Raw genomic sequence first — 21,398 nt, forward strand, 5'->3', positions numbered from 1 at the left:
CAAAAATAGCAGTAATAAGTTAATATGCTCTTTTTATCGGTTGAGTCTTCGCATTCGGCTGCCCCGATTATTTCCTGACTTCCCCGCCTTTTTTACCTAAAACCGTATTAATCAGCATCGGGTAAAGCAGCACGGCGAGTAATATCAGCAATGTGCCCATGTAAAATTCGGAAGTCATGCGCTCTTTCTCTCCAAAAAAGAAAAAAGCCAGTGCAATGCCATAAACCGGTTCCAGATTAATGGTCAGATTGATGAGATAAGCCGAAAATTGCTTCATCAGCTGCGTGGCCATCGTGCTCGCGTAAACCGTGCATATGAACGCCAGGAACAAGATCCAGATCCAATCTTTCGCAACCGGAATGTAAGGTTCGCCGTTGGACCAGCCCTGCCACTCGAATATCATTACAAAAAACAATGAGAAAACCGTTGCTCCGATCATTTCATAAAATGTAATGATGTAAGCATCAATGCGTTGCACAAGCCTGCTGTTGGCAACGGTGAACATGGCGGCCAGCAAGGCGGAAGCCAGCGCGAGTGCCAATCCCAGCGCATGGTCGAATTCAAATTTGAAAACCACATATAAACCCGCGAACGCCAGAATCCCCAGCCCTACTTCGAGCGGCCGAACGCTTCTTTTATTGACCAAAGGCTCAATTAAGCTCGTCCATAATGATGTGGTGGCCATTCCTGCCAGACAAACCGAAGCCGTGGAAACACGCGCCGAGGCGAAAAACAGCATCCAATGCGCGGATAAAATGAAACCAACCAACAACATCCGGATCATGTCCCTGCTGTCGGCTTTGAATTGCTTTTGCTTAAAGAAAATGATAACCCCCAGCCCAACCGCCGCAAACAAGGTCCGGTAGAAAACCAGGGAAACAGGTGAAATGGTAACCATAAGTCCCACAATGGCCGTGAAACCCCAGATCAGGACCAGAAAATGAAGATGCAGATACGAACGCAGCGCCGTGGGTGAAAACATGGTTAACGGGGCAATGTTTTATACAAAATCAGCCCTATGCATGAAAAAACAATGTTGGGCAGCCAAACCGCAAACAATGTGTTGATCGTGCCCGCCTCCGCCACACCTTTTGACAAAAGAAAAAATAATATGTAAATAAATGCCAGCATAAACCCGAGCGCAATCTGCCAGCCCACGCCTCGCCGGCTTTTCCTGGCGGACACTATGACGCCGATTGCGGTAAGGATCAGAATGGCGAAAGGTTGGGTAAACCGAATGTATTTTTCAATTAAATAAACTTCCAGACCATCCGCACCGCGACTTTTGAGGAGGTCAATGTATGCATTCAGCTCGGGTAAGGTGAATGTTTCAAAAAGGTTATAATCGCTTTCAAAATCTTTGGGGGATAAATTGATCGTAGTGTCAATTTCTGCGCCCGCACGCAGCTTTTCACCTAGGCTATCCAATGTCCGGACCTGGTAATTTTGCAAAGTCCATTTGCCTTTTTTGGGCTGCCAAACGATTTTATCCGCGTAGAATTTCTGCAAAAGCTTATTGCCCTTTATCGTTTCCATCGTGAATTTATTCCCGGTCTTGGTCATCGTATTATAGCTTTCCAGGTAAGCATACACATCCGGGGCGATGGTAATGTGCACATTATGGCCGCTGAAATAGAATTCCTGCTTCACATAAGTCTTCTCAAAGCTGTTACGGACCTTATTCGCTTTAGGCAAAATCCAGCCTACCTGAACGAATGTGAGACATCCTAAAACCGTTGCGCCGATCATGTAAGGCAAAAGCATCCGCCCGAAGCTGATCCCGCTGCTGAGCATGGCTATGATCTCCGTGCGGGCCGCAATCCGGGAAGTAAAAAAAACCGTAGCAATAAAAACCATCAGCGGACTGATGTAATTGATCCAGTAAGGAATGAGGTTGAAGTAATAATCAACGATGATCTCGTTGAGCGGCGCCTTTTTTTCCAGAAAGTCATCCACCTTTTCCGTGTAATCGATCATGCAAATGATAAGCACGATCACGAATGCAACGAAAACGTATGTTATCAGGAAATTTTTGATCAGATAACGATCCAGTATTTTCAATCTCATGGCTGGGGAAGTCTCATCGGCGCTGAACCAGTAAATTTTTGGACACCTCGAGACTGATAAACAACGTCTGACCGCCGTTTATTTGTACAGAAGCTGATTTATCATATTCATTAATTTCTTTCACTTCTATAACAGCGCCCAAAGTAATCCCGGACCGATCCAGATGCTGCAAAAAGGAAGGTGCGTGATCCAGCACTCCCATCATCAACACTTTTTCACCCACCTGAATGTCCGTCAATATGGTATAATCCGGCTCGGTCAGGTTGCCTTTGGCGTCGGGGATCGGGTCGCCGTGGGGGTCAAATCTGGGGTGACCCAGAAATGTGTCAAGTTTCTCGACCAGGATCTCAGATGGGATATGTTCCAATTCTTCCGCAATGTCGTGCACCTCATCCCAGCCAAAGCCCAATTTCTCAACCAAAAATACTTCCCATAGCCGATGCTTGCGGATCACCTTGATCGCAACCTTCTCGCCGCTGTCCGTAAGCCTTACGCCCTGGTATTTTTTATAATGGATTAATCCTTTTTCCGCCAGTTTACGTAACATATCTGTCACGGAAGCGGCGCGGGTGGATGTGCTTTCTGCCAGCGCATTCGTACTGACCTCCACGCCCTCCCGGCCGGAAAGTGAGTGAATGATCTTTAAATAATTTTCTTCTGTGAAGGAGTTTTGCATTGAAGTCATCACCAAGGCATTAATCTTGATATGAACAAAAGTACGACTTACTAATCGGAAAATAAAAAATTTAGACTACTCTAAAAATATATTTGCGAAAACATTTATCTTTGTTTTTAGTAAACTAAATTGTTTATTACAACTGCTTTAAAAAATGCTTGATAGTTTGAAAATCAAAGAAACCTCGCGTAATGTAACACCCGGTGAAGGTGGAAGACTTGCTTCTTTATCGGAGGTGCATTCATCCATAACAGTTCCGGAAGGCGCGGGATTTTGGCGGAAACTAATGGCCTTTACTGGCCCCGGACTCATGGTCGCCGTGGGTTATATCGATCCGGGAAACTGGGCAACGGACATTGAAGGCGGTTCGCGGTTTGGCTACACATTGTTATCTGTAATCCTGATTTCCAACCTTTTTGCGATGCTTTTGCAGCATCTTTCGCTCAAATTAGGGATTGCATCTGGACGCGACCTGGCACAAGCCTGCCGCGATTACTATTCCAGGCCGGTTTCATTTGTGCTCTGGATACTTTCTGAAATTGCCATTGCCGCCACTGACCTTGCCGAAGTCATCGGTTCAGCCATTGCACTAAACCTGCTTTTTGGGCTTCCATTGCCCGTAGGCGTGGTTTTTACGGCGCTGGATGTGCTGCTGGTTCTTTATTTTCAACAAAAAGGCTTTCGGATTATTGAGAGTATCGTCGCTGGTTTAATGGGCATTATCCTCCTGAGCTTTATCTATGAAATGATCTTATCCCAGCCTTCTATCGCCGGAATCGTCGATGGTTTGATCCCAAGAACACAAATCGTGACCGACTCGGGAATGCTGTACATTGCGATCGGGATTTTGGGCGCTACTGTGATGCCGCATAACCTTTACTTGCATTCCAGCATTGTCCAGACCAGGGCGTATAACAGGAATGACGAAGGCAAAAAATCAGCCATACGCTTCGCAACCATCGATTCCACGGTTTCCCTGGCGCTTGCATTCTTCATTAATGCCTCCATCCTGATCCTCGCCGCAACCGCTTTTCACGCAAACGGACACTTTGAAATTGCAGACATTACGGACGCCTATCACCTGCTGGATCCGGTTTTGGGCGTAGGCCTGGCTGGTATATTTTTCGCGCTGGCATTACTTGCTTCCGGGCAAAGTTCTACATTAACAGGCACATTGGCCGGGCAGATCGTGATGGAGGGTTTTTTAAATATCCGTCTTAAACCCTGGCTGCGCAGGCTCATAACCCGGGGCATTGCCATCATTCCGGCACTGATCGTTTCATCATTATATGGCGAGAAAGGAACGGCGGACCTGCTCGTTTTCAGTCAGGTGATTTTGTCGTTGCAACTGAGCTTTGCTGTGGTGCCGCTGGTGTTCTTCACGTCCAACAGCAACATCATGGGACGCTTCGCCAATTCGCGATTTCTGACCGTTCTGGCCTGCGTAATCACCCTGATTATTATTAGTTTGAACCTCTTTTTGCTTTGGAAAACCTTCTTTTGAACCTTAAACTTTAACTTAGTTTAACAAAGTCTCCCCTGCGCCCGGCCACAACTTGCCGCCCAAAACACATTTCTTCCCGCATACGTTCGGAAAGAACTGTCTGATTGAAAATTAATTTTATCCATGTAAGAACCTTTTTGCATGCGGTTTCCTAACTTTCGCCGTTTTTTCGACCTAAAGTGAATGGAATCAAAGCATAAATTGAACAAGATTACGGCAGCCGGTGTACTGGTTGCATTCGGGATTATTTATGGCGATATAGGCACTTCGCCCCTGTACGTAATGCAGGCGATCATCCTGAATGAAGTCATTACCGAAGAAATCATTTATGGCGCCATTTCCTGTATTTTCTGGACACTTACTTTACAGACAACCGTCAAATATGTAATCCTTATCCTGCGAGCTGATAATAAGGGAGAAGGCGGGATTTTCGCCCTCTATGCGCTTGTTCGCAAGCACGCCAAATGGCTCACGGTCCCTGCCGTGATCGGCGGCAGTACACTGCTTGCAGACGGGATCATTACCCCACCCATTTCCGTATCATCTGCCGTTGAAGGTTTGCAGCTTATTTATCCCAACATTCAGACTATACCCATCGTAATCAGTATCCTAACGCTGATTTTTGTCATTCAGGCATTTGGAACAAAGGTTGTGGGGCGTGCTTTTGGCCCTATTATGGTCACCTGGTTTGTGATGCTGGGCGTGCTTGGTCTCCACCAGATCATGGAACATCCGGAAATCTTAAAAGCGCTAAATCCTGTCTACGGCTACGACCTGATCACCAAACATCCAGGCGGTTTTTGGATCCTGGGAGCTGTTTTTCTTTGTACAACAGGAGCCGAAGCATTGTATTCGGATCTCGGACATTGCGGCCGGGAGAACATCCGGGTTAGCTGGATTTTTGTAAAAATATGCTTGTTACTCAATTATTTCGGCCAGGGAGCATGGCTTCTTACCGAAATGGGCAATCTTTTGGAAGCACGCAAGCCATTCTATGAAATCATGCCCGAATGGTGGTTGCTGCCCGGCGTTGTGATAGCAACATTGGCAGCGATTATCGCCAGCCAGGCTGTTATAACCGGCTCATTTACCTTAATCTCTGAAGCAATACGCCTGAATTTCTGGCCAAAAGTGCGCTTAATTTATCCAAGCGATCAGAAAGGACAACTCTACGTGCCAAGTATCAACTGGCTGCTTTGGCTGGGCTGCTGCGGTGTAGTTTTATATTTTGGAAAATCATCCAATATGGAGGCTGCGTATGGTCTGGCCATTACGCTGACGATGATCATGACGACCATTCTCTTCTCTTATTATCTGTATATCAAACGGGTAAATCTCTGGATCGTGATCGCCTTCATGCTTTTCTATTTATTTATCGAAGGCATGTTCCTGGGCGCTAACCTGCTGAAATTCACGCACGGAGGGTGGTTTACGATTCTCGTCGGAACAGTGGTTGCTGGTTTGATGACGATCTGGCTTAAAGCCTTCTACATTAAGCTGCGTTTGACGGAATACACGAAACTGGAAAAATATTTACCGGCCCTGCACGAGCTCAGCCGCGACATCAGTATCCCCAAATACACGACGCACCTGGTGTTCATGACCAATGCTTCCCGGGCTACGGAGATCGAGACAAAAGTGATTTATTCCATATTCCAAAAACGGCCGAAACGTGCTGACGTTTACTGGTTTATCCACGTTGACATTACAGATGATCCGTACACAATGGAATACAAGGTGTTGTCCGACGACGATAACAATGATAATGTAATCAAGATCAATTTCCGTCTGGGCTTCCGGGTGGATCAGCGGATCAATATGTTCTTCAGGAAAGTGGTGGAAGATATGGTAATGAACAAGGAAGTGGACATTACCAGCCGATACGAATCCCTTAGCAGACAGAACATTACGGGTGATTTCCGTTTTGTTGTGCTGGAAAGGTTCCTGTCATTTGAAAACGACCTGCCGCTGTTTGAACAGCTCGTGATGAAGACTTATTTCTTTGTTAAAGACTTCACCACGTCTGAGGACAAGTGGTTTGGACTGGACAGCAGCTCGGTGAAAATCGAGAAAGTGCCTTTGATCATCAGGCCGGTTGAAAATGTGAAGCTGCGGCGCGTTTTTAACTGATCATTTCAGATAAACACCTTCTTCCTCCGCACGGCTTAAAACCACTTCCACGTGCTCAGTAAGCGTGGTACTCAGCGCATAACCCACGTAGTCTGCGTGGATAGGGAATTTGTGATGGCTCCTGTCCACGACAACGGCAACCTGCACTTTTTTCATACTCACTTTCAGGAAGGGTTCCAAAGCAAAAGCCAATGTCCGTCCGGTGTTCAGCACGTCGTCGGCAATAACAATGACCTGATTTTCGATCTGAACATCCTTGTCAAAAACCACAGGGCTCTGAAAATGAATGTGTTTGTCAAAACGCAGCTCAACGAGCTCGACATGCAGCGGGGAAATGTCCGTGAGCTCGGCAACGAGCCTTTTTGCAAAAGCATAACCTTCCCCGGCTATTCCGGCGATGATAATGCTCGTTTCTTCAAAATTATGCTCATATATTTCAAACGCGATCCTGCGGATCTTCTGGCTCGTTTGAAGCGGACTTAATATCTGGCGTTTCTTTGAAATTGTACTGTTGGTCATTGGGTGAGCTTAATGCTTGTTGGGATAAAATTAAGAAGAGAAGTTCTTTATCCAATGCGCAAACATGATTTCCTGCGTCGGCAATTCCAGACTGGCGATGCCCAGTTCAACCTTTTTTTCGCCAATGCGCTCTACCCGGAGCTCCATTAATGCCTGGTCATATTTTTTAGAAAACTCGGGATGCGCTTGTATCCCCAACATGCGCTCACCCACGCGGAACATGGCATGCGGGCAGTCGGGCGTTTCGGCCAGTAATGTAGCATCAGGCGGTAATTGCACCACCTGATCCTGGCACATCATCAGCAAATTGAATGCATCTGTAAACGGCTGCATCCAGATTTCCCGGGCGATCAGCTGTAAACGATGCACGCCCACACACCAGCCAACCAATGATTTTTCCACTTTCCCGCCTAATGCCTCTCCCAACATCTGATGCCCGAAACAGACACCAATAAATGTTTTTTGGGACTGATAAATGTCCACCACGAAGTTTTTTAACCGGGTAATCCAATCTTCCTGATCATAAACCGAACTTTTGGAACCGGTGCAAATGTAGATGTCACATTCCTCAACGGACACAGGAAAGTGACCATTGCAGACATCATAGAAATGAAATTCCCACTCCGGTGCCACATTTGAAAACAGGGCCGGAAACATGTCCCGGTAATCGCGCGCTATGTGCCGCAGCTCTTCCCGCACGTGATCGCATTCGAGTAAGCCAACTTTCACCGCCATTATGCGTTAATTTTCAAATGAAATGATTTTGGTCGGGTCAATGCTTCATAACCGACCGTGGAAAGCGTGCAGCCTCTGCCAGAATTCTTTACACCTGTCCATGCCAGGGCAGGATCTAAATAATCGCAGCGGTTCATGAACCAGGTTCCGGTTTCTACTTGCTCGCCTATTGCCAGCGCAGCTTCTATATCCGACGTCCAGATGGAAGCAGTAAGCCCGTATTGGCTGTCATTCATCAACCTGATGGCCTCTTCATCACTTTCCACAGGCATAATGCCCACCACCGGCGCGAATGTTTCTTCGGTCATCACATTCATGTTATGGTTCACATTAACAAGCACTTGTGGTGCAAAATACGGCGTCCCGGACTGGTGTGCAGGGAAGAGTTCCGGATCGATCAATGCCGTAGCACCTTGCGAAATGGCTTCATTTATCTGCTTTTGCGCAAATTCAGCTGCCGCCGTGCGGACCATCGGGCCGAGCGTTGTTCCGGTGTTTGTAGGATCTCCCAAAGTGTAAGTTCTGGTCAATGCTGCAAAGTCAGTAACAAACTGATCATAAACGTCCTTATGCACATAAATCCGTTCGATCCCACAGCACGATTGCCCTGAATTAAAGAACGAACCGTCCACGAGATTTTCAATCGCGTCTGCCAGATCAGCATCCGCGCGCACATAGGCAGGATCTTTGCCGCCCAATTCCAGTCCGCCAATGATAAAACGTTCATTAATCGCCTTCTGAACTGCATGTCCACCTTCTACCGAGCCTGTAAATGCCACGTAATCAATGCGCGTATCCACAATCACCCGGGCCACCTGCTCATGATTTAAATGCAGATATTGAAATACACCCTCAGGCAAACCAGCATATTCGAAAGCCGCGGCATAGCGCTCGGCACACAATGGTGTTTGCTGCGCATGCTTCAAGACAACCGCATTACCAGCCATAATAGCCGGAATTACGGAATTCACGGAAGTAAGATAAGGATAATTCCACGGCGCAACCACGAAGACAACGCCCAACGGATCCCTCCGGATAAACCTTTTAAACCCTGCAATTTCCTCCACTTCCACATCGGCCAGCGCTTTCGGTGCGATGGAAATCATATAATTGGCGCGTTCCTGAAATCCTTTTCTGATCTCATTGGCCGTATACCGGATCGGCCGGCCCATTTGCCAGGTCAGTTCCAGTCCAATTTCATCTGCATTATTCAGGAAATATTCCACCGCTTTCCGGCAGATCGCTTCCCGTTCATCCAGCGAAGTTTTTCGCCATTCTTTTTGTGCAGCAACGGCCTTAGCCAATGCTGTTTCAACTTCCTGCGGCTCTGCTAAGGTGCGTTCCACATATACGGAGCCGTCAATCGGGCTTATCGTTTTTTGAGTTGCCATGATCAGAGGGGCGTTACATAGGCAGAAGTGATCCCGCCGTCTACCAGAAAATCCGTTCCTGTTACAAATGAGGATTCATCGGAAGCGAGGAACAATGCGGCATAAGCCATTTCTTTCGCCTCGCCGAAGCGGCCCATGGGAATGTGGACAAGCCTGCGTTGTTTTTTCTCTTCGGTATTTAAAAATTTCATCAGCAACTCCGTGCGCAGCGGACCGGGACACAATGCATTGACGCGGATATTTTCACGCGCATGAATAATGGCCAGCTCGCGCGTCAACGCCAAAACAGCTCCTTTACTAGCTGTATAAGCAATCTGCGGAGTAGCAGCACCTAATATTGCGACGAAAGAGGCAGTGTTGATTATCGAACCGCCGCCTGCGCGCTGCAATGCAGGAATGCCGTATTTACAGCCTAAAAACACCCCTTTTGCATTGATATTCATCGTCAGGTCCCAGATGGACTCGTCGGTTGTCATCGCATTGTCATCGTCGCTGTGCATAATGCCTGCGTTGTTGAAAATGATGTTGAGCTTGCCGAATTTTTCTTCCGCGAATGCAACAGCCGCCTCATTATCAGCGGCTTTGGAAACGTCCGAATGCAGGAAAAACGCCTCGCCTCCGTTAGCAACGATCTCATCCGCAGTTTCCTGTCCGGCCGCATCATTGACGTCGGTAACAACAACTTTTGCTCCTTCTTTGGCAAACAAAAGTGCAGTTTCACGCCCGATTCCGCCACTTCCGCCGGTTATCAGCGCAACTTTATTTTCTAAACGCATGGATTTTATGGGGTTAATATGGATAGTAATTGAGTTATATCTGTTCAAAATACCGCTTTCTTTCCCAGTCCGTCACGGACGTGTCGTACGCCCTTTGCTCGGATCTGAAAAAATGGCTGTAATGCTCGACGACTTCTTTGCCAAATGTATTTTTAGCAAATTCACTGTTTTCAAATAATGTTGTGGCTTCTGCGAGCGTATAAGGAACGCGTGGCAAATGCGCCGCGGCATAAATGTCCCCGATGAAACATTCCGGCGGCTCTATTTTGTTTTTGATCCCATCCAGACCCGAAGCTAATGATGCTGCAAAAGCGAGATACGGATTGCAGTCCGCTCCCGGGATGCGGCATTCAATGCGCAAGCTGGCGCCGCTTCCTACTACACGGAAGCCTGCCGTCCGGTTGTCGTAACTCCATGCAAGGCGCGTGGGTGCCCAGGAACCATCTACAAAACGCTTGTATGAATTGATCGTAGGCGCATAAAACGGCATCACATCCGGCACATGCTGGATCCAGCCCCCCAAAAACCAGCGAAAAATATCAGAACCTTTCACCGGCCCGAATTCCTGATCGCCTGCAAATGCATTCTGGCCATCTTTCCACAAACTCATGTGAATATGGCTGCTGGAACCGGCCTGGTCGGATTGAAACTTGGCCATGAAGGTCACAGACAGGCCCATGGCGTCCGCCACTTCTTTCAAACATTGCTTGTAAACCACATGGTTATCGGCCATAGGAAGCACTTCTGCATACTTTACATTCAATTCATGCTGCCCCAGTCCCCATTCACCTTTTGAAGTTTCAATTTCGATGCCCGAATTTTTCAAATGCCGCCTTACTGCGGAAGTATATTTTTCATTACGCGTTCCTTGCATAATGTGGTAGTCTTCAAGATAATAGCCTGCCGGTGTCAGGTTTTGATAATTTTGCTGGAATGCTTGTTTATAGCTGTTTTCCAACAGATAATATTCAAGTTCAGAGGCCGCAAAGCATTGTAAACCATCTCCTTGCAATATTTCCAGCTGTTTTTTCAAAATCGATCTTGGACCGATTGACTCCAATGCATGCAATTTCTCATTATGCAGGTCACAAATTACCAATGCCGTCTTGTCCAGCCAATCCGCGATCCGCATTGTTGCGAGATCGGGCACGAGGTGAAAATCACCATAACCAAGCTCCCAATTGGCATATTTATAGCCCGGAACCGGGTCCATAGCCATGTCTGTTGTGAGCAGATAATTACATCCGTGCGTGCCTGATTTAATCACCGAATCGAGGAAATAATCGGCATCCACACGCTTGCCCATCAGGCGGCCATAATGGTCTGTGAAAGCAACAACGATGGTTTCTATCAACCCTTCCCCGATCTTAGCTGTAAGTTCTTCTTGCGTAAGGAATCCTCTTTTACTCATTGGAAAGGGTTAATTTTTGAAATTGGTATCAACGCAACTTGTCTATTTTGGTATTTAGCGGAAACTTCAAAACCACTTTTTTCCCCGATGCTTTTTCCAAAACCGGGGTCAGTATTTTGCGGGCATTGATCTGGGTCTGTTCCAAAATTCCCATATCAAGAGCTGATCGCTGGATTTGCTTTTCCGCCTGTTTATATGCTTCCTGGACAAGCTTGGCTTCTTCATTGAAAGCATATTCTGTATTGTAAACCCTTGATTTACTATGGTCTATCTTAAAAACACAAAGTTCCGGCTCAGGCATATTCACAACCAGTGTTTCGGCTTCGGATGTAATGTCGGCAATTTCAACTTTGGTCAGATCAATACAGCCGATCGCCTCGCCCTGGACGATTAGTATAGCCTTCGCATTGGGCAGCCACATTTTTGTAATCTGCTGTTCAACAACGTCTTTAAAATTATATTTTACCAATTCCAACTTACCCATTGTCGTTATTTCCTCCAAAACCAGCGCGTGCGTCGTCTCGGATTTTTCCTGGCTGCCCAGCCAATCCGGCACCCAGTTACCCGCCCTGAAATTACTCCATATCGATTGAAGCCCGGCCAGCAAAAGGATCAACACAAGCAAACGCACTATCCAACGCATATCATTCTGTTTTAATTAATAATCCGCTCCTCCTCGTTCAAACGCGCCATCCGCTGCGCAATGATACTCGCCGCAATTAGTTGCAAAGCATGATAAATCATGATCGGAAGCAACATTAACCCTGCCTGAGCGCCTGGAAAAAGCACTTTGGACATTACTGCGCCCTGCACCAGGGATTTTTTGGAACCGCAGAATACGGCCGTGATCCTGTCCTCATGGTTGAAATGTAACAGGTTGCTGATGAATGTGAGCAGGAAATAAATCCCGAAAAACAGCGACAGCATTCCTATCCCTAAAAATACAATTTCTTTTAGTCCCAGCGAACTAAACAAATGCTCCCCGAACGATTCGCAAAAAGAGGTGTAAACGATAAGCAAAATCGAAAACTGATCGAAATAGCGGATGTATTTTTTATATCGCTCCGCAAAATGGCCCCATCTTTTATTCAATGCAATGCCTGCACAAACTGGTAATAATACTTGTAAAGACAACTTTCCGACTACTGAAAGCAGATCAAAATGCCCGGGACCGGCGTGCCCAGTGCCCGCATCCATCACCAGCCCCATCCATAATGGTGTAAGAAAAACGCCGATCAGGCTCGAAATGCTTGCGTTGAAGATGGCCGCCGGAATATTGCCTTTCGCGATGGAAACCATAACAACGGACGACGACACCGTGGAAGGAAGCGCCGTCAGAAAGAATATCGCCAGCCATAATGTCTGGCTGTCACCCGATTTGAAAAGGGGCCGGAAAGCCAGGGCAAGCAATGGAAAAAGGACAAATGTGGATAAATGCACCATTACATGCAACTTCCAGTTAACCAGGCCCGCGCGCAGTTTTTCAGGACTTAACCTTAACCCGTAAAAGAAGAAAATGATGGAAACGGCAATGGTAGAGATTTCTGAAAGCGGCAATGGACTGTCATTCATGCCTGGGTATGGCCAGAGCCAGGCCAGCAGGATCATGCTTAGCAAAGCAAGCATAAAGCCGTCCAAACCTGCTTTTTTGGCTGTATCAAATATTTTACTCATCGGTTCCCAATATAGGTTGTTTCCTATAGAAGGCGAAAAGTTTAATCTAAAATTCCTTTCAGACCGAAATATTTTACCTTAAAAGCAGATCGGCGGCAACCAGATTAAACGAAGCAAGTTATCTGGCGACGAGGTCCGGCTGTAATGCGCGCAGGTTTTTCTTAGGTTTCCTGGACTGCTTTTTCCTTCTGCCCCACCAGATAATCGTTCCGGTTACGGGCAGGCTGGCACAAATTAGGCTGGCCAGAAAAACAATGATCTTGCCCGGAAGCCCTAAAATAGCCCCTACGTGAATGTCATAATTCATTCTCCGCAATGTATTTGCAAAGTCGGCATCCTTAAAACGGCCGGAATAAGGGCCGGTCATTTTTATTTTTTTAAGGGAATACTGGTCAAAATAATTGTAATCAACATTGTAGTAAGTCCCAGCCCTGAAATTCACGAAAGAGAAGATCGATTCAGATTTGGTATGCGGAATCGAAACATTGATCCCCTCATTAACCGGATATTCCTTTTTCAATGCAAGCCATGCCTTGTCGACAGCGGTAATAGGCGTAAACGCACCGGCTAGCAATGTTGAATCCGAAGCTGGAAGGTAATATTCGTCCGAGCCCTTACCGCCCGTTGCCGTATAAAGTCCCTGGGAAAACCATTTGAAACCCCAAACCAGCCCTGTAAAGCCTAATAGGAAGCCGATTGACAAAACATAAAAACCGAAAACGTTGTGCAGATCGTAATTTTTCCGCCTCCACGCCGCATTCCATTTGATTGAGAAGCGCTGTTTTGCTGCCGATTTATTTTTGGGCCACCAAAGCACAAGTCCGCTGATCAACATCACAAGGAAAACCAATGTCGCCGACGCCACAATGGGCTGGCCGATGGTCGGCGGCAACCATAAATAATAATGTCCGTGTAAGATAAAGTGGAAAAAATCGCCTTTTTCGTTCCAGACGTGCTGCACTTCGGCCGTGTAAGGATTCACATAGACGACATAATAATATTCAGGATTCGCATTGTAAAAGCCCACTTCTGCATTGCGCGTCGGGACGCCATATAGCACGCCGTTTGCCTTTTTGCCGGGAAGCATTTTTTCAGCGCTTGCCTGTAAAACCGATGGAGGCAGCACTTTGGCATTTACCGGCGGCTCTACAAACATGTAAGGTTGTGTAAAGCTTTTTATTTCGTGCTCAAAAGCCAGGATACAACCCGTTATGGCTACTACAAACACGATAATCCCGGATGTCAGGCCAAGGTAAAGATGTAATTTCCCGATCAGTTTCTTCATTGACGCAATGTTCCTATCACTATTTAGACTCAATCAAATTACTAATGTAGTGCGAACATTTTAAAAAACAAGAAATCCCGGTCGATCAGGACCAGGATTTCTTGTTTTTCAGTCAAATTGATACTTGTAAATGCCGGTAACCTCAGTGCCTGGCGGCATGTCGATGATTGGCTTTAAGATGCCGTCGTGCATTCCATAAACCCAACCATGTAAATGCAAAGACTGGTTTTTCTTCCACGCCCGTTGTACAATGTCGGTTTTGGCAAGATTTTTCACCTGCTGGATCACATTCAGCTCAACGAGCCTGTCAAAACGCTTGCCTTGATCGTCGATGGCTTCCAGTTCAGTTTCATGCTTGTCGTACACATCTTTAATGTTGCACAACCATTTGTTGATCAAACCAAAATCATTGTTTGTCATAGCAGCTCTCACGCCGCCACATTGGTAATGTCCAACGACCAGAATGTGCTTGACATGCAGCACTTCAACCGCATATTGCAGCACGCTCAGCATGTTCATATCCGTATGCACGACCAGGTTGGCCACATTGCGGTGCACAAACATTTCACCGGGCCGCGAGCCCGTAAGGTCTTCCGCCGGAACGCGGCTGTCGGCACACCCGATCCATAAAAAATCGGGCTTTTGATCTTTGGCAAGAATCTCGAAATAAGATTCATCCACGCCTAACTGCTCGGCAGCCCAGGTCTTATTGAAGTCCAGCAGCCTTTGATATTGTTCCATATATATTTTGAGTAGTGTTACAGCTTGTGAAAGCGCTGCAAAATAAGAATATGCTTTCACATTCATTGAAATCCAAGCATCCTTTTAGCAGAAAAAAAATCGTAATTTTGCGCTCTTAAAATCCCGTTTGGTGTTATTAATACATTGTTTTTACATTAGAAAGCTAATAGTCTAGCGCTAACAGCTAACAGCACATATGAAATACAACGAGTATAAAAACCTGAGTTATCCGCAGATTGGAGACGAAGTCCTGAAATTCTGGAAAGACAAAAAGATATTTGAAGCGTCGGTTGAAACACGCGAAGGTGCACCTTCATTTACATTCTTCGAAGGCCCGCCTTCCGCGAATGGAACACCTGGTATTCACCACGTTATGGCGCGCTCGATCAAGGATATCTTTTGCCGTTACAAGACATTGCAGGGTTTTCAGGTTAAAAGAAAAGGAGGCTGGGATACGCACGGACTGCCTGTGGAATTGCAGGTTGAGAAAGAGCTGGGCATTATCAAAGATGATATTGGAAAGACGATTTCCGTTGAAGATTACAACGAAAAATGCCGCCAGACCGTCATGAAATTTACAGATCAATGGAATGACCTGACCGAAAAAATGGGTTACTGGGTTGATCTGGAAGATCCTTATATTACTTACAAAAGCGAATACATCGAGAGCCTTTGGAACCTGCTTAAAAAGCTCTACGACAAAGGTTTGCTATACAAAGGTTACACGATCCAACCTTATTCACCAGCCGCAGGAACCGGGCTTTCGTCTCACGAGCTGAACATGCCCGGGACCTACAAAGATGTGAAGGACACGACCATTGTGGCCATGTTTAAGACAAAGGGCGCAAAAGCCGCGGAAGTTTTCGCAGACTTTTCTGAGTCCGATATCCGCATCCTGGCCTGGACAACCACGCCCTGGACGCTTCCTGCAAACGCGGCATTGACAGTTGGCGGCAACATTACTTATGTTCTGGTAAAAACCTTTAACCCTTACACACATGCGCCCGTCGCAGTGGTTTTGGCAAAGGACCTCATCTCAAAATATTTCTCTGATAAGGGCCGTGACGGCGACTTTGCAGGTTATGAAGCCAGTGACAAAAAGATTCTGCCCTGGACTATCCTGACAGAATTGAAAGGAAAAGATCTGGAAGGCATTGAATACGAGCAACTAATGCCCTATGTGCAGCCTAAGGTTGAGGCGTCTGCGAAACCCGCATTCCGCGTCATTCTGGGCGACTTCGTTACGACAGAGGACGGAACGGGCGTTGTGCATACATCTCCGACATTCGGTGCGGATGACTTCCGGGTGTCGCAAGCCAATGGCATTCCGGCCATTATGGTGAAAGACGAGACCGGCAAAGATGTGCCCATTGTGGACCGCCAGGGGCGTTTTGTAAAAGAGATCACAGATTACGCAGGCCGTTTCGTCAAGCCTGAATATTATTCCGAAGAAGAACAAAATGATCCGGAATTCAGGGCAACGGATGTCCTGATAGCGATCAAGCTGAAAGAAGAAGGCAAGGCATTTAAAGTAGAAAAATACGAACACCCCTACCCACATTGCTGGCGTACGGATAAGCCGGTTTTATATTATCCGCTGGACAGCTGGTTTATCAAAACCACAGCGATGAAAGACCGCCTGGTGGAGCTAAACAAAACCATCAACTGGAAGCCGGAAAGCACCGGAACGGGCCGTTTTGGCAACTGGCTGGAAAACCTGGTCGACTGGAACCTGTCCCGCTCCCGTTACTGGGGAACGCCCCTGCCGATCTGGCGCAACGAGCATGGTGAAGAAGTCTGCATCGGCTCGATTGAAGAACTGAAAGATCAGCTGGAAGAAGCATTGCTTTCGGAAAACCTGACAAGAGAACAGGCTGCTAAAAATTCGGAATATTTATTAAAGCTGGAAAACGGCGATTATGACCTGCACAGGCCATATGTAGATAACATTGTTTTGGTTTCGAAGAAGGGCCACATCATGCACCGCGAGCCGGATTTGATCGACGTTTGGTTTGATTCGGGCGCTATGCCTTACGCGCAATGGCATTATCCGTTTGAAAATAAAGAGATTTTCGAGCAAAGTTATCCGGCAGATTTCATCTCCGAAGGCGTGGATCAAACGCGCGGCTGGTTCTTTACCCTGCACGCCATCGCCGGGATGTTGTTTGATTCTGTTGCATTCAAGAATGTCGTTTCTACCGGTTTGGTTTTAGATAAAAATGGCAACAAAATGTCCAAGCGTCTTGGCAATGCGGTTGACCCATTTGCTACCCTGTCCAAATTCGGTCCTGATGCTACGCGCTGGTATATGATCACCAATGCGGAACCCTGGGATAACCTTAAATTCAACATTGAAGGCATTGGTGAAGTGCAGCGTAAGTTTTTCGGAACACTTGTAAACACTTACAATTTCTTCGCATTATATGCCAATCTGGACGGTTATGAATTCCATGAGACCGTTTCTGTGCCCATTGAAAAACGCACGGAACTGGATCGCTGGATCTTATCAAAGCTGAATACATTGGTGAAGGAAGTTGGTGAGCAATTTGATGATTACAATCCTACCAAGGCCGGAAGACTTGTTCAGGATTTTGTAACCGATCAGCTTTCCAACTGGTATATCCGTCTCAACCGCCGCCGTTTCTGGAACCCGTCGCAGGATTCCGGTGAAGGTCTTACGGAAGACAAACAAGCCGCCTACGAAACTTTGCAGCATTGCCTGGTTACCGTTTCGCAGCTCATGTCGCCGATTGCTCCGTTTTTTGGAGAATGGTTATATAAAAACCTGACCGACGGCGACCGCGCCGCTTCGATTGCCAATAATACGGGCCATCAATACGAATCTGTGCATCTGACTTACTGGCCTAAGATCGAAGCAGAATATGTTGATCTGGACCTGGAAGCCGCCATGGAACAAGCGCAAACGATCAGTTCACTGGTCCACTCCATCCGTAAGGGGCATAAGATCAAAGTACGCCAGCCGCTCTCTAAGATTTTGATCCCTGTGCTGAATGATACTACAAAACGTCAGATTGAGCAGGTTAAGGCCATTATTTTGTCGGAGGTTAATGTCAAGAACATTGAATTCGTGCATGATGACAGCGGCATATTGATCAAGAAGATCAAACCAAACTTCAAGACATTAGGACCGAAATTCGGCCCGAAAATGAAGGAAGTGGCAGCAGCAATCTCCGCAATGGACGAAGCAGCCATCAAGGAAATCGAGAAAAATGGTTCGATAACCCTAAACGGCGCATCATCACCCATCGAAATCGCCCTTACCGACGTGGAAATCCACGCTGAGGACGTTCCAGGCTGGTTAGTAGCGAGCGAAGGCGGTCTGACAGTAGCGCTGGACGTTACGATCACAGACGAACTGCGTCTCGAAGGCATAGCACGTGACTTCGTCAACCGCGTTCAAAACCTGCGGAAAGACAGTGGTTTCGATGTAACAGATAAAATAAAAATCACATTACAGGACAACGACCGCCTGCTGGCCAGCGCCGTAACCGCCAACAAAGATTACATCTGCCAGGAAGTGCAAGCCCTGGAACTGAACATCATCAACGACCTCAACGGCGAAGCCAACGAGATTGAAATGGATGAGTTTTTGTTGAAAGTGAAGATTGAGGTTGTGTCCTGATGCAGTATCAGGCATATCCGTTCGTCCTGAACGAAGCGGAAACACACTATAAATTTGAAAGCATCGGCAAGCGTGGAGTTATCGAAAAAGCGATTTCTTTCTCCAAACTAAGCATAGATATTTATAATCTTGCGTTATTGGATTTTGATCCCGTGACGCAGAATTATATCGATGACTCTGTAACCGACAACGGCGATATGCCGGAAATAATGGCGACCGTTATAGCTGTCATTTTAAACTATTTGAATGAACACCCAGCGCGGCGCATCGTGCTGACTGGAAATTCCAAGTCAAGAAATCGGTTATATCAAATCGCAATCGGGAAAGTGTGGGAAGTTGTCCAGGAAGATCTGCAAATTTTAGGTTTTAATGGCGTCGAATGGTTAACCTTTGAACCTAATGGATCTTTCGAAAGTTTTTTAATAGCACGGAAATTCTTAATTTCATGATAAACACTGGTTTGTGGCTATGAAAGTTTTAGAGAAAAAGTATTTGGTTCCTTCCAATTTATCTCCAAAGATAACTGTTGATAATACCTTGCCGGACCTTTCGAATCACCCGGTTGTGTTGAAGAAAGCGGAAGGTGCCCGCAAACTTTTGCAAGAGCATCCTGTTCCGGAACATTTGTTGAAAAGATAAATCAATGCAGCTAGCCAACGCAACAGCTCTAATAACAGGCGGCGCTTCCGGGCTTGGGGAAGCAACGGCGCGTTTGTTTGCTGCATCGGGTGCTAATGTTGTTATTCTTGATCTGAATGTTGCTGCCGGGGAAAAGCTTCAAGCTGAATTTTCTGATAAAATGAGATTTATAAAAGCTGATGTTTCCAGTGAAAGCGATGTGCAAAAAGCCGTTGATCTCACGCTGGAAACATTTGGTTTTATAAGCATTGTTGTCAACTGCGCTGGCATTGCTCCTGCCCGAAAAATCGTTGGCAAAGCAGATGGGATATATGGCCCGCATTCCTTCCATCTTTTTGAAAAAACAATTAAAACAAACCTGATCGGCACATTCAATGTAATGCGACTGGCAGCGTTTGCGATGGAAAAGAATGTGCCTAATGAAGAAGGTGAGCGCGGCGTGATCATTAATACGGCATCTGTTGCTGCCTATGACGGCCAGATGGGGCAAGTCGCCTACGCTGCCAGTAAAGGCGGCATTGTGAGTATGACTTTGCCTGTTGCCCGCGATCTTGCAAAGTCAGGCATCCGGGTTATGGCCATCGCGCCGGGGCTTTTTGAAACGCCATTAATGCTAGGGCTGCCCGAAGAGGCGCGCGTTTCACTAGGGCAACAAATTCCATTTCCTTCCCGCTTAGGACGACCTTCTGAATACGCATTGCTTGCAAAATCGATTGTGGAAAACCCCATGCTGAACGGAGAAGTAATCCGCTTGGATGGGGCGATTAGGATGAGCCCGAAATGAGAGAGAAGCTGACATTCCTTGAAGGAAAATCTATGTGGCGCTGGTTGCTTTTGGCACTGCTGCTGACCAGCATTGTCTCACATCATTTCGCTGAGCCGAAATCCATTTACAGGATCGAGGAAGTCATTTCCAATGGATCCAGAGAAAGCCATCTTCGCAGAACCGGAACATTCTCGTATGCTTATAAAAGTACTGATAAGCAAAAGTGTTCTCCCAAAAGCCATTTATTACAATTCAGACGCCTTTGCTTTCTTTCCAAATCACTGCAAATACATACAGCATTAGCAGTTTCCAATGCGCCCGACTTGCAACCGATCATAATGAACTCGACCGGGCAGCATCTTAACGGCAGATCACAATCTTCCGAAGAACCATTCCCTTTCCATTCCTGAAACACAGCTGATTTTCATCAGTAGTAAATGCGCTCTTTCCTCAAAGGAATGAGCTGCTTTTCATTTATAATCAGACAATGGAATGGAAAATGTATTACCAGCCATCAAAAAGTGGCTCAAAAGGCTTGCTATGGCCTATATGCTTGGCTTTGCCAACGCAATAAATCAAGAAGTCAAAACTGTGGACGACACTTTCTTCAATACCGAAGAAGTTGAGAAGGACAATAAGGGATAAGCCTTAACTTAAACCATCCGAATCCCGATATCAGTGTAAATTTTAAATTCCTCTTTGTCTGCCGGCTGATCGGTTACGATCATGGATAATTGTTCAGCCGGACAGACATAATGTGCTTCCGCAGTTGCGAGTTTCTCCACGGATGCGAGCGCAATTACTTCTTTTGAACATTCAATCATTGCCCTTTTTACTTCGCTTTCCTCATAATCCGGCCCGGTAACGCCCAGATGGGAGTGAATGCTGCATATCCCCAGCAGGCAAATGTCCGCGCGAAACTTTTTTATAAACTGAATGGTGTCGCTGCCAATGGTCACAAAGGAATTTTTCAACAGCCGTCCACCGGCAAACAGCACTTCAACATGCTCGTGTTCTTCGAGAATGGAAGCAATCGGGAAGCTGTTGGTAACAACCGTTAAACGAAGGTCTTTGGGAAACGACTTGGCGATCAGCAGCGCCGACGTCCCGCCATCGAAAATGACAAGCTGACCATCTTTCAGAAAATTCAAAGCCTTTTTTGCGATGATCTGTTTTTGCTCGTTATCATACAAAACCCTGTCTTTAAAATGATGAGGCCCGGGTGAATGCGGCACAGCCCCGCCTCTGACCGATTTCAGAAGCCCTTGATCTGCAAGTTCTTTGATATCTCTCCGAACCGTATCTTCCGAAACATTCAGCAGCGCACTCAGCCCCGGCAGATACACTTTCTGCTCACTGTTCAGCTGATTTAATATCACATGAAACCGTTCCTCTTTTAACATTTTCGTTTCTGTTTTATGCAAAAATATAAAATTTATAG

Annotated in this window: 21 protein-coding genes; 8 read left to right on the plus strand and 13 right to left on the minus strand. The window is 46.5% G+C overall.

The annotated features are described in order from the left end of the window. Positions 1 to 67: 67 nt before the first annotated feature. Genes NFI80_RS13805 through NFI80_RS13815 form a run of 3 tightly spaced genes read right to left on the minus strand, consistent with a single transcriptional unit; the run spans position 68 to position 2,743 of the window. A complete protein-coding gene (locus tag NFI80_RS13805; protein WP_235162697.1) occupies positions 68 to 982 on the minus strand; it encodes a DMT family transporter in 915 nt (304 codons plus the stop codon). 2 nt (positions 983 to 984) lie between these two features. Continuing rightward, positions 985 to 2,061 carry an LptF/LptG family permease gene (locus NFI80_RS13810; RefSeq protein ID WP_233796326.1) on the minus strand — a complete coding sequence of 359 codons (1,077 nt, stop codon included), beginning with the start codon at positions 2,059 to 2,061 and terminating at the stop codon, positions 985 to 987. A gap of 19 nt (positions 2,062 to 2,080) precedes the next feature. Then, positions 2,081 to 2,743 carry a metal-dependent transcriptional regulator gene (locus tag NFI80_RS13815; RefSeq protein WP_026630661.1) on the minus strand — a complete coding sequence of 221 codons (663 nt, stop codon included), beginning with the start codon at positions 2,741 to 2,743 and terminating at the stop codon, positions 2,081 to 2,083. A 154-nt stretch (positions 2,744 to 2,897) separates the two neighbouring features. On the opposite strand from NFI80_RS13815, the gene NFI80_RS13820 reads away from it, so the two are divergent. Further along, complete coding sequence (locus NFI80_RS13820; protein ID WP_235162696.1) at positions 2,898 to 4,247, plus strand: Nramp family divalent metal transporter; 1,350 nt, start codon at positions 2,898 to 2,900, stop codon at positions 4,245 to 4,247. A 183-nt stretch (positions 4,248 to 4,430) separates the two neighbouring features. After that, positions 4,431 to 6,377 (plus strand): KUP/HAK/KT family potassium transporter, encoded by a 1,947-nt coding sequence (locus NFI80_RS13825; RefSeq protein ID WP_233795415.1) that lies wholly within the window; start codon positions 4,431 to 4,433, stop codon positions 6,375 to 6,377. Here the strand turns inward: NFI80_RS13825 and NFI80_RS13830 are convergent, their stop codons facing one another. The 9 genes from NFI80_RS13830 to can all read right to left on the minus strand — a co-directional run bounded on the left by NFI80_RS13830 (position 6,378) and on the right by can (position 14,909). Further along, positions 6,378 to 6,896, minus strand: coding sequence for a phosphoribosyltransferase family protein (locus tag NFI80_RS13830; RefSeq protein ID WP_235162695.1), 519 nt, complete (start codon positions 6,894 to 6,896; stop codon positions 6,378 to 6,380). Positions 6,897 to 6,926: 30 nt separating this feature from the next. Further along, positions 6,927 to 7,631: a glutamine amidotransferase-related protein gene (locus NFI80_RS13835; RefSeq protein ID WP_235162694.1), complete on the minus strand. Its 705-nt coding sequence runs from the start codon at positions 7,629 to 7,631 to the stop codon at positions 6,927 to 6,929. Continuing rightward, on the minus strand, positions 7,631 to 9,022 hold the full coding sequence (locus tag NFI80_RS13840; protein ID WP_235162693.1) for an aldehyde dehydrogenase family protein: 1,392 nt from the start codon (positions 9,020 to 9,022) through the stop codon (positions 7,631 to 7,633). Before NFI80_RS13840 ends, NFI80_RS13835 begins: the two co-directional genes overlap by 1 nt. A gap of 2 nt (positions 9,023 to 9,024) precedes the next feature. Continuing rightward, positions 9,025 to 9,798 carry a glucose 1-dehydrogenase gene (locus NFI80_RS13845; RefSeq protein WP_235162692.1) on the minus strand — a complete coding sequence of 258 codons (774 nt, stop codon included), beginning with the start codon at positions 9,796 to 9,798 and terminating at the stop codon, positions 9,025 to 9,027. Between the two features lie 34 nt (positions 9,799 to 9,832). Next, the gene (locus tag NFI80_RS13850; protein ID WP_235162691.1) at positions 9,833 to 11,209 is read right to left on the minus strand and encodes a glutamine synthetase family protein; all 1,377 of its coding nucleotides are present in this window, start codon (positions 11,207 to 11,209) and stop codon (positions 9,833 to 9,835) included. Positions 11,210 to 11,237: 28 nt separating this feature from the next. After that, the gene (locus NFI80_RS13855; RefSeq protein WP_235162690.1) at positions 11,238 to 11,852 is read right to left on the minus strand and encodes a DUF4230 domain-containing protein; all 615 of its coding nucleotides are present in this window, start codon (positions 11,850 to 11,852) and stop codon (positions 11,238 to 11,240) included. 11 nt (positions 11,853 to 11,863) lie between these two features. Next, positions 11,864 to 12,883 carry a bile acid:sodium symporter family protein gene (locus NFI80_RS13860; RefSeq protein ID WP_235162689.1) on the minus strand — a complete coding sequence of 340 codons (1,020 nt, stop codon included), beginning with the start codon at positions 12,881 to 12,883 and terminating at the stop codon, positions 11,864 to 11,866. A 118-nt stretch (positions 12,884 to 13,001) separates the two neighbouring features. Beyond that, positions 13,002 to 14,168 (minus strand): PepSY-associated TM helix domain-containing protein, encoded by a 1,167-nt coding sequence (locus tag NFI80_RS13865; protein WP_235162688.1) that lies wholly within the window; start codon positions 14,166 to 14,168, stop codon positions 13,002 to 13,004. A gap of 108 nt (positions 14,169 to 14,276) precedes the next feature. Then, a complete protein-coding gene (can, locus tag NFI80_RS13870) occupies positions 14,277 to 14,909 on the minus strand; it encodes a carbonate dehydratase (protein ID WP_026630650.1) in 633 nt (210 codons plus the stop codon). A gap of 196 nt (positions 14,910 to 15,105) precedes the next feature. Here can and ileS point away from each other — a divergent pair, with 196 nt between their 5' ends. The 6 genes from ileS to NFI80_RS13900 all read left to right on the plus strand — a co-directional run bounded on the left by ileS (position 15,106) and on the right by NFI80_RS13900 (position 20,602). Further along, on the plus strand, positions 15,106 to 18,552 hold the full coding sequence (ileS, locus tag NFI80_RS13875; protein ID WP_235162687.1) for an isoleucine--tRNA ligase: 3,447 nt from the start codon (positions 15,106 to 15,108) through the stop codon (positions 18,550 to 18,552). Beyond that, entirely contained in the window at positions 18,552 to 19,001 is a 450-nt protein-coding gene (locus NFI80_RS13880; protein ID WP_235162686.1) for a DUF6934 family protein, read from the plus strand. Before ileS ends, NFI80_RS13880 begins: the two co-directional genes overlap by 1 nt. Before the next feature lie 19 nt (positions 19,002 to 19,020). After that, on the plus strand, positions 19,021 to 19,191 hold the full coding sequence (locus NFI80_RS13885; RefSeq protein ID WP_233795404.1) for a hypothetical protein: 171 nt from the start codon (positions 19,021 to 19,023) through the stop codon (positions 19,189 to 19,191). Between the two features lie 4 nt (positions 19,192 to 19,195). Further along, entirely contained in the window at positions 19,196 to 19,975 is a 780-nt protein-coding gene (locus NFI80_RS13890) for a 3-hydroxyacyl-CoA dehydrogenase (RefSeq protein WP_235162685.1), read from the plus strand. Then, on the plus strand, positions 19,972 to 20,367 hold the full coding sequence (locus NFI80_RS13895; protein ID WP_235162684.1) for a hypothetical protein: 396 nt from the start codon (positions 19,972 to 19,974) through the stop codon (positions 20,365 to 20,367). The genes NFI80_RS13890 and NFI80_RS13895 overlap by 4 nt, the downstream gene beginning before the upstream one ends. Positions 20,368 to 20,449: 82 nt before the next feature. Beyond that, positions 20,450 to 20,602 carry a hypothetical protein gene (locus NFI80_RS13900; protein WP_235162683.1) on the plus strand — a complete coding sequence of 51 codons (153 nt, stop codon included), beginning with the start codon at positions 20,450 to 20,452 and terminating at the stop codon, positions 20,600 to 20,602. 8 nt (positions 20,603 to 20,610) lie between these two features. Here NFI80_RS13900 and NFI80_RS13905 read toward each other — a convergent pair whose 3' ends face one another. Next, positions 20,611 to 21,360: a DeoR/GlpR family DNA-binding transcription regulator gene (locus tag NFI80_RS13905; protein ID WP_235162682.1), complete on the minus strand. Its 750-nt coding sequence runs from the start codon at positions 21,358 to 21,360 to the stop codon at positions 20,611 to 20,613. Positions 21,361 to 21,398 lie beyond the last annotated feature (38 nt).

The organism is Dyadobacter chenhuakuii (genome assembly GCF_023821985.2).
GTDB lineage: Bacteria > Bacteroidota > Bacteroidia > Cytophagales > Spirosomataceae > Dyadobacter > Dyadobacter chenhuakuii.

Excerpts from the sequence above, each read along its gene's own strand:
- NFI80_RS13890 (WP_235162685.1), top strand. The coding sequence starts at position 19,196 with ATGCAGCTAGCCAACGCAACAGCTCTAATAACAGGCGGCGCTTCCGGG.
- NFI80_RS13835 (WP_235162694.1), bottom strand. The coding sequence starts at position 7,631 with ATGGCGGTGAAAGTTGGCTTACTCGAATGCGATCACGTGCGGGAAGAG.
- NFI80_RS13845 (WP_235162692.1), bottom strand. The coding sequence starts at position 9,798 with ATGCGTTTAGAAAATAAAGTTGCGCTGATAACCGGCGGAAGTGGCGGA.
- NFI80_RS13865 (WP_235162688.1), bottom strand. The coding sequence starts at position 14,168 with ATGAAGAAACTGATCGGGAAATTACATCTTTACCTTGGCCTGACATCC.
- NFI80_RS13905 (WP_235162682.1), bottom strand. The coding sequence starts at position 21,360 with ATGTTAAAAGAGGAACGGTTTCATGTGATATTAAATCAGCTGAACAGT.
- ileS (WP_235162687.1), top strand. The coding sequence starts at position 15,106 with ATGAAATACAACGAGTATAAAAACCTGAGTTATCCGCAGATTGGAGAC.
- NFI80_RS13805 (WP_235162697.1), bottom strand. The coding sequence starts at position 982 with ATGTTTTCACCCACGGCGCTGCGTTCGTATCTGCATCTTCATTTTCTG.
- NFI80_RS13820 (WP_235162696.1), top strand. The coding sequence starts at position 2,898 with ATGCTTGATAGTTTGAAAATCAAAGAAACCTCGCGTAATGTAACACCC.
- NFI80_RS13900 (WP_235162683.1), top strand. The coding sequence starts at position 20,450 with ATGGAAAATGTATTACCAGCCATCAAAAAGTGGCTCAAAAGGCTTGCT.
- NFI80_RS13860 (WP_235162689.1), bottom strand. The coding sequence starts at position 12,883 with ATGAGTAAAATATTTGATACAGCCAAAAAAGCAGGTTTGGACGGCTTT.
- NFI80_RS13885 (WP_233795404.1), top strand. The coding sequence starts at position 19,021 with ATGAAAGTTTTAGAGAAAAAGTATTTGGTTCCTTCCAATTTATCTCCA.
- NFI80_RS13880 (WP_235162686.1), top strand. The coding sequence starts at position 18,552 with ATGCAGTATCAGGCATATCCGTTCGTCCTGAACGAAGCGGAAACACAC.
- NFI80_RS13815 (WP_026630661.1), bottom strand. The coding sequence starts at position 2,743 with ATGCAAAACTCCTTCACAGAAGAAAATTATTTAAAGATCATTCACTCA.
- NFI80_RS13850 (WP_235162691.1), bottom strand. The coding sequence starts at position 11,209 with ATGAGTAAAAGAGGATTCCTTACGCAAGAAGAACTTACAGCTAAGATC.
- NFI80_RS13840 (WP_235162693.1), bottom strand. The coding sequence starts at position 9,022 with ATGGCAACTCAAAAAACGATAAGCCCGATTGACGGCTCCGTATATGTG.
- NFI80_RS13830 (WP_235162695.1), bottom strand. The coding sequence starts at position 6,896 with ATGACCAACAGTACAATTTCAAAGAAACGCCAGATATTAAGTCCGCTT.
- can (WP_026630650.1), bottom strand. The coding sequence starts at position 14,909 with ATGGAACAATATCAAAGGCTGCTGGACTTCAATAAGACCTGGGCTGCC.
- NFI80_RS13825 (WP_233795415.1), top strand. The coding sequence starts at position 4,431 with ATGGAATCAAAGCATAAATTGAACAAGATTACGGCAGCCGGTGTACTG.
- NFI80_RS13895 (WP_235162684.1), top strand. The coding sequence starts at position 19,972 with ATGAGAGAGAAGCTGACATTCCTTGAAGGAAAATCTATGTGGCGCTGG.
- NFI80_RS13855 (WP_235162690.1), bottom strand. The coding sequence starts at position 11,852 with ATGCGTTGGATAGTGCGTTTGCTTGTGTTGATCCTTTTGCTGGCCGGG.